We start from the raw sequence: 6931 nt of genomic DNA on the forward strand, positions 1-6931 counted from the left end.
CCGCGATGCCATGGCCGCGCCAGCTACTGCCCATCCGGCTGCGGGCGCCGGCCACGGTGCACCGGTCGCCAGCGCTGCCGCGCGCCCGGCGCCGTGGGAAGACATGCCGGCCGCTGCCGGCGGCGCCGCCGTGCTGGAAGCACCGGCGCGCCAGGTAGCCCAGTCAGCCGCGCCCGTGATGGCGCCACCAGCGCAGCAGTACCATGAAGAGCAGGCCAGCGACGACGACATGCCGTCGTGGGTGACCGAGTTTTCCGATGACAGCGCGATCGCCGCACCGCAGTCGTCACCGATGGCGCCGCTGTCCTCGCCGATGGCGCCGCCAACGTCGTCCTATGCCACCTCATCACCTGCACCAGCGGCGCAATCGGCGCAAGCGGCGCACGCCGGCTATGCCGACGAGCAGCAAATCGTCATGCCGGCGCGCGCCGCGCCCGGACCGGCCAAGGCGCCATATGCCTACGTGGTCACGCCGGTGCCGGTGCTGGACTGGGACGGCAACTGGCCGGCCGTGGCTGCCGCCTTGCCGCTGCGCGGCGTGGCGCAGCAACTGGCCATGCAGGCCGAACTGATCACTTGCAGCACCGATGGCAATGCCGTCGTGTTCAACCTGCGCGTGCCGATCGAAACCTGGCGCACGCCGGGCAACGTCGAAAAACTGACCACGGCATTGTCCGAACGGTTTGGCCGCGCAGTGCGCGTCGATACCGAGCTGGGCCCGGTCTGGTACACGGCCAGCGCCGAGGCGCAAGCGTTCCGCGCCGCCTGCCAGCGCGCTGCCGAAGAGATCATCGCCAACGACCCGCTGGTCAACCGCATGCTGACCGAGTTCGATGCCTGGGTGGTACCCGGCTCCATCGTGCCGCCGCAGCCTCAAAACTCCCAGGCTACGCCAGCTGCAGCCTGACCACCCCTTATTATTTCAACACGGAGAGACCTATCATGATGAAGAACCAAATCGCAGGCTTGATGAAGCAAGCCCAGGCCATGCAGGACAATATGAAAAAGGCCCAGGACGAACTGGCCCAGATCGAAGTCGAAGGCCAGTCGGGCGCCGGCCTGGTCAAGGTCGTAATGACCTGCAAAAACGACGTCAAGCGCGTCTCCATCGATCCGTCGCTACTGGCCGATGACAAGGACATGCTGGAAGACCTGGTCGCTGCCGCCTTCAACGACGCCGTGCGCAAGGCAGAAGCCACTTCGGCCGAAAAAATGAGCGGCATGACCGCCGGCATGAACATCCCCGGCCTGCCAGCCGGCTTCAAAATGCCGTTCTAAGCAAGTATCTGCATGTCCAAGTCGCTGGAATTTCTGACCGAAGCGCTGCGCCGTTTGCCCGGCGTGGGGCCGAAGTCGGCGCAGCGGATGGCCTTCCATCTGCTGCAGCACGACCGCGAAGGCGCGGACATGCTCTCGCGCGCATTGCACCAGGCGGTCAACGCCGTGCATCACTGCGCGCTGTGTAACACCTTTACCGAAGAAGACGTCTGCGACCTGTGCCTGGACGACGCTCGCGACCGCCGCCTGCTGTGCGTGGTGGAAACGCCGGCCGACCAGCTGATGATCGAGCAGACGCTGACCTATAAAGGCCTGTACTTCGTGCTGATGGGCCGGCTCTCGCCGCTCGACGGCATCGGCCCCAAGGACATCCACCTGGAAAAGCTGATCGCCCGCGCGGCGGACGGCCTGGTCACCGAAGTGGTGCTGGCCACCAATTTCACCAACGAAGGCGAAGCCACCGCCCACTACATCAGCGAAATGCTCAAGGCGCGCGGTTTGCAGGTGAGCCGGCTGGCGCGCGGCGTGCCGATGGGCGGTGAACTCGAATACGTGGACGCCGGCACCATCGCCCGCGCCATGCTGGACCGAAGGACGACATGAGCGACAACTTGGGCGACAACTTGGGCGACAAGCAAGCCGCCGCCACGGCATTGCCGCTGGCAGGCATCAAGGTACTGGAACTGGGCACGCTGATCGCGGGGCCTTTTTGTGGGCGCATGCTGGCCGAGTTTGGCGCCGAGGTGATCAAGATCGAAGCGCCCGGCGATGGCGACCCGATCCGCAAGTGGCGCGTGCTCAAGGACGGTACATCGCTGTGGTGGTCGGTGCAGGCGCGCAATAAAAAATCGCTGACCCTGAACATGAAACACGCGCGCGGCCGGACCATTGCGCGCCAGTTGGCGTTGGAAGCCGACATCATCGTCGAAAACTACCGCCCGGGCGTGCTGGAAAAATGGGAGCTCGGCTACGAGCAACTGAAGGCGCTCAACCCGGCCACCATCATGGTGCGGCTGTCGGGCTTTGGCCAGACCGGCCCGATGAAGGACTTGCCCGGCTTTGGCGCCATCGGTGAATCGATGGGCGGCTTGCGCTACGTGAGCGGCCATGCCGACCGCCCGCCGGTGCGGGTGGGCGTGTCGATCGGCGACTCGGTGGCGGCCCTGCACGGCGTGATCGGCGCCATGATGGCGCTGCGCCACCGCGATACCACCGGCGGCAAGCTCAAGGGCGAAGGCCAGATGGTGGACGTGGCGCTGTACGAATCGGTGTTCAACCTGATGGAGTCGCTGGTGCCGGAGTTCGACCATGCCGGCGTGGTGCGCGAGCGCACCGGTGGCGCCTTGCCCGGCATCGTGCCCTCGAACACCTACACCACCCGCGATGGCGAAAACATCGTTATTGCCGGCAATGGCGACGCGATTTTCAAGCGCCTGATGCTGGCCATGGGCCGCATCGACCTGGCCGGCGACGCCCAGCTGGCGCGCAACGATGGCCGGGTGCAGCGTACCGAGGAAATCGACGCCGCCATCCAGGCCTGGTGCGACGGACACGACATCGACAGCGCGCTGGCCGTGTTGCAGGCAGCAGACGTACCGGCCGGCAAAATCTACTCGGTGCGCGACATGATGACCGACCCGCAATTTCTCGCGCGCGAGATGTTCGAGCAGCACCAGTTTGCCGACGGCACGCCGATCAAGCTGCCGGCGATTTCTCCCAAGCTGTCGGCCACGCCGGGCCGCACGCAGTGGATCGGCCCCACCCTGGGCCAGCACAACCACGAAGTGCTGCGCGCGCTCGGCTACGGCGACGCCGAGATCGCCGCCATGCGTGAGGATGGCGTGCTTTAGTTTTCATTTTTAGTCTATTTTGAGGCGTACAACAGCGCCACCTCGATGCGCGCGCTGGCATGGTCGTCGCGGAAATGGCAACTGGCCGCGCCGTGCGCCAGCCGGGCGTCGAACAGCACCGCGCGGTTTTGCCGGTACGGGATGTGGCGGGTGCGGCCGTCCTGGTCGCGCACCACCATGCCGCCGCCGGCCGGCTCGAGGTTGGCCGTATCGGGCGTGAGCCAGAGCTGCACCTTGTATCCTTCCACCGCGCCGTGCAGCGACTCGCCCGGCAGGCGCGGCGGATGCTTGCCCGCCCGGATGTTCAATAACTGCCGTCCATCGTCGAACACGCCCTGCGCCACCTGCACCAGCAGCGGGCAATTGAAGCCGTGGTCGTAGCTGGCGCCCAGCCGGCCATGGCCTTGTTCGCCGAACCAGATCGTCGATTGCACGCAGAACCGCCACAGCTCGTCCAGCGCCTGGTTCGATAAAAAATCGTCGATGACGGTGATGCCGTGCGCCGGCTGTGAGCGCCGTGCGGCCGCCAGGGCGTGACTGGAAAACGGCTGCGCCACGCACGGCGTGGGGCGCAGGTGGATGATGCGGTCGTAGGCCTCGTCGATGGCGTCCTGCTCGTCGGTGCTCAGCAGTGCACGGCGGTCGGGCCGGGCGGGGGCGTGGCGGGTGAGCTGGCGGTTTTCGAAGCGTGTTTCGAGCCGCGCGGCCAGCCGGCGATAGCGCGCGATTATCGGTGGAAAAGCGTCGCCCAGCAGGCCCAGCTGGTGCAAATAGGCCAGCTGGGCGGCATCGTGGCGCAGCCGGTGGCTGCTGACGGCAACGTCGTGGAGCGGCAGCAGGCGCTCTGCCAGCATGCCGGGGTACCAGCGGCTGCCACGGCGCAGCGCCGTGTGCATGGCGTGGTAGCTGGCCGCCAGCTGATGCTGGCGCCCACGCGCGGCTTCGCGCGACAACGCGGCCAGGGCTGCCAGGGCCCCCGGCGCATCGTCGGCGTGGCGCGCGTGCCAGAACACGAACGCTTCTTCGAAACGGTGGCGTTCGATCAGCGCGGTGGCGAAGTCGGTGGTGAAGCTGGCGGCGGGGTTGGCAGACATGATCAAGCCATCTTATGCGCTGGCGCACGCTGCCTTCTGTGCTCAATCAATGCGCGGCGCGGAACCAATTGTCGCGATGATGGTCACCGGCGAGCCCGGTCAAGGCTCTGTGCTCACGAGGCGGCAATTGCCGCCGCCGCGCCATCGCCCAGCATCTGCGCGATGATTTCTGGCGGCGACGGCCGCCCCAGGTGGTAGCCCTGGGCCAGGTCGCAGCCATATTCCTCCAGCAGCACCAGCTGTTCGCCGGTTTCCACGCCCTCGGCCACCACCGCCAGCTTGAGGCCGTGCGCCATGGCGATGATGGCGCGCGTGATGGCGGCGTTTTCGGAATCCTGCGGCAGACCGCTGATGAAACTCTTGTCGATTTTTAACGCGCGGACGTTGAAGCGCTTTAAATAGTTCATCGACGAGTAGCCGGTGCCGAAGTCGTCGATCGACAGGTACACGCCGATGCCGCGCAACTGCTCGAGCGTGACCATGGTGGCGCGGGCGTCGTCCATCAGCGTGCCTTCGGTCAGTTCCAGTTCCAGCAGGTGAGCGGGCAGGCCGGTATCGTGCAGCGCCGAGAGCACGATCTGGGTCAGGTTCTCGTCCTTGAACTGCTTGGCCGACAGGTTGACCGCCACCCGCAGCGGACGCTGGCCCAGGACCTGCCAGTCCATGGCCTGGCGGCACGCGGTGCGCAACACCCATTCGCCGATCGGCACGATCAGGCCGGTTTCCTCGGCCAGCGGGATGAACTCGGTGGGCGAGATGATGCCGCGTTCGGGATGGCGCCAGCGCACCAGCGCTTCCACGCCGACGATGCGGGTGCTGGCCACGGCGATCTGCGGCTGGTACAGCAGGTACAGCTCGTCGTTTTGCAGCGCCTTGCGCAAGCCCACTTCCAGCTGCACGTGGCTCATGATCTGCATCGTTAGCGACGAGCTGTAGAGCTTGGCGTTGTTCTTGCCGCAGCTCTTGGCGTGGTACATCGCCGTGTCGGCGAACTTGAGCAGCGAGTTGCAGTCCTCGCCGTCTTCGGGGTACAGCGAAATGCCGATGCTGGCGGTGACGAAAATTTCATGGTCGTCGAGCTGGAACGGCCGCCGCATCGCTTCCTTCACCCGGTGCGCCACGTTCAGGGCGTTTTCCACGCGCTCGAGGTCCGGTATCAGGATGGTGAACTCGTCGCCGCCCAGGCGCGCCAGGTTGCTGATGCCCACCTCGGTGCGCGAGACCAGGTCGCTGGGCCGGGTGGTCTCGCGCAGCCGTTCCGACACCGCCATCAGCAGGTGGTCGCCAACGTCGTGGCCCAGCGTGTCGTTGATGCGCTTGAAGGCGTCGAGGTCCATGAACAGCACCGCGAATTTCTTGTTGCCCTTGCGCGAACGTACCAGTTCGGCTTCCAGGGTTTCCAGGAAGGCCTGGCGATTGGGAATGCCGGTCAGACTGTCGCAGTAGGCCAGGCGGCGGATCTGCTCTTCGGTGCGCTTGCGTTCGCTGATGTCGCGCACCAGGCCCAGCACTTCGCTGGGACCGGTGGCTACCAGCCGCGCCTCGAAGTGGCGCACCGGCGGCGCCACCGCATGTTCGCCGTGGCGCGCCCGCAGCGGCGCCGCGCCGCCGGTGACCGGCAGCTCGTAGTCGAGCGAGCTGATGCGCTGAGTCTCGAGCACGGCGCGCACCTTGTCCAGCATGCGCCGGGCGATCTCGGGAGGCAGCACGTCGTTCAGGTGCCGGCCCACGCACAGGTCGCTGGAAAACACGTCGCTGGCTTCGTGGCCCTGTTCGTAGTCGAGGTAGTAGCCGTCCTTGTTCATGCGAAAGAAGGTATCGGGAATGGCGGCCAGCACCGCGCGGTGCTGGGCGTCGGCGATGCGCAGGCGGGTAATCGCATCGGACGCGCGCAGCACGTACAGCACGCGGTGGCCGAGGATGGGCCAGTTGATCGGTTTCGAGACGAAATCGGTGGCGCCCGCTTCGTAAGCGCGGGTGACCGATTCGAGTTCGTCGCCGCCGGTGACCATGATGATGGGCGCGACCGGGTGGGTTTCCAGGCGGCGCATTTCGCGGCAGACCGTAAAGCCATCCATGCCGGGCATTTCCACGTCGAGCAGCACCAGGTCGGGCGCCAATTCCTGGTAGCGCGCCAGCGCCTGCACGCCATCGACGGCTTCCACCGCGTCCAGGCCGACCTGGGACAGCATTTCCAGCATCAACAGGCGCATCACGGGATCGTCGTCGGCCACCAGGACCAGGCCGCGTGTACGGGGTGGGGGAGTTGCCATCATCAGGTTTCCTTTTCCAGCAAAGCGCCCAATGCCTGCCGCACGGCCTGGAACGAGCTTTCCATGTCCGCCAGCAGCTCGGCGGCGCCAGTGGTGGTGTTGTTGCGGCCCAGTTGTTCCATGTCCTTGCAGCGCTGCGACAAGGCCAGCGCGCCGACGTTGGCGCTGCTGCTTTTGAGGGTGTGCGCGGTCTTGCGCAACTGGTCGGTGTTGCCGTCTTCAATCGCCGTGTGCAGCGCCTGCAGGTGCGGCGGGGTGTCGGCCAGGTAGGCGTGCAGCACGCGTTCGAGCAGGGCCGCGCCGTTGCTGGCGCTGAGCGCGCGGATATTGGCCAGCGCCTGGGTGTTGATCATGTTGTCGCCGGTAATGCTGACCGGGGCCGGCGCCAGGACCGGTGCCGCCTGCGCCGGCGGGGGGGGCGGGGGCGGAGCGTCGG

6 protein-coding genes and 1 pseudogene are annotated in these 6931 nt (G+C 66.4%); 4 read left to right on the forward strand and 3 right to left on the reverse strand.

The annotated features are described in order from the left end of the window. From DUPY_RS01145 to DUPY_RS01160, 4 genes and pseudogenes are all read left to right on the forward strand, one after another. Positions 1-907, forward strand: a pseudogene (locus DUPY_RS01145) (DNA polymerase III subunit gamma/tau); the annotation flags it as partial. A gap of 35 nt (positions 908-942) precedes the next feature. Next, positions 943-1278: a YbaB/EbfC family nucleoid-associated protein gene (locus DUPY_RS01150; protein ID WP_070245891.1), complete on the forward strand. Its 336-nt coding sequence runs from the start codon at positions 943-945 to the stop codon at positions 1276-1278. A 12-nt stretch (positions 1279-1290) separates the two neighbouring features. Beyond that, on the forward strand, positions 1291-1881 hold the full coding sequence (gene recR, locus DUPY_RS01155; protein WP_070245892.1) for a recombination mediator RecR: 591 nt from the start codon (positions 1291-1293) through the stop codon (positions 1879-1881). Continuing rightward, the gene (locus tag DUPY_RS01160) at positions 1878-3128 is read left to right on the forward strand and encodes a CaiB/BaiF CoA transferase family protein (RefSeq protein ID WP_070245893.1); all 1251 of its coding nucleotides are present in this window, start codon (positions 1878-1880) and stop codon (positions 3126-3128) included. Before recR ends, DUPY_RS01160 begins: the two co-directional genes overlap by 4 nt. Before the next feature lie 14 nt (positions 3129-3142). Here DUPY_RS01160 and DUPY_RS01165 read toward each other — a convergent pair whose 3' ends face one another. The 3 genes from DUPY_RS01165 to DUPY_RS01175 form a co-directional block, all read right to left on the reverse strand. After that, complete coding sequence (locus DUPY_RS01165) at positions 3143-4222, reverse strand: hypothetical protein (RefSeq protein WP_141749368.1); 1080 nt, start codon at positions 4220-4222, stop codon at positions 3143-3145. Between the two features lie 113 nt (positions 4223-4335). After that, positions 4336-6495, reverse strand: coding sequence for a putative bifunctional diguanylate cyclase/phosphodiesterase (locus DUPY_RS01170; RefSeq protein WP_070245896.1), 2160 nt, complete (start codon positions 6493-6495; stop codon positions 4336-4338). Between the two features lie 2 nt (positions 6496-6497). Next, positions 6498-6931, reverse strand: a 434-nt coding sequence (locus tag DUPY_RS01175) for an Hpt domain-containing protein (protein ID WP_229255199.1), incomplete at its 5' end; no start/stop codon positions are given.

This window comes from Duganella phyllosphaerae (assembly GCF_001758785.1).
GTDB lineage: Bacteria > Pseudomonadota > Gammaproteobacteria > Burkholderiales > Burkholderiaceae_D > Rugamonas > Rugamonas phyllosphaerae.

Coding starts and splice junctions, on each gene's coding strand:
- recR (WP_070245892.1), top strand. CDS start 1,291: ATGTCCAAGTCGCTGGAATTTCTGACCGAAGCGCTGCGCCGTTTGCCC.
- DUPY_RS01150 (WP_070245891.1), top strand. CDS start 943: ATGATGAAGAACCAAATCGCAGGCTTGATGAAGCAAGCCCAGGCCATG.
- DUPY_RS01165 (WP_141749368.1), bottom strand. CDS start 4,222: ATGTCTGCCAACCCCGCCGCCAGCTTCACCACCGACTTCGCCACCGCG.
- DUPY_RS01160 (WP_070245893.1), top strand. CDS start 1,878: ATGAGCGACAACTTGGGCGACAACTTGGGCGACAAGCAAGCCGCCGCC.
- DUPY_RS01170 (WP_070245896.1), bottom strand. CDS start 6,495: ATGGCAACTCCCCCACCCCGTACACGCGGCCTGGTCCTGGTGGCCGAC.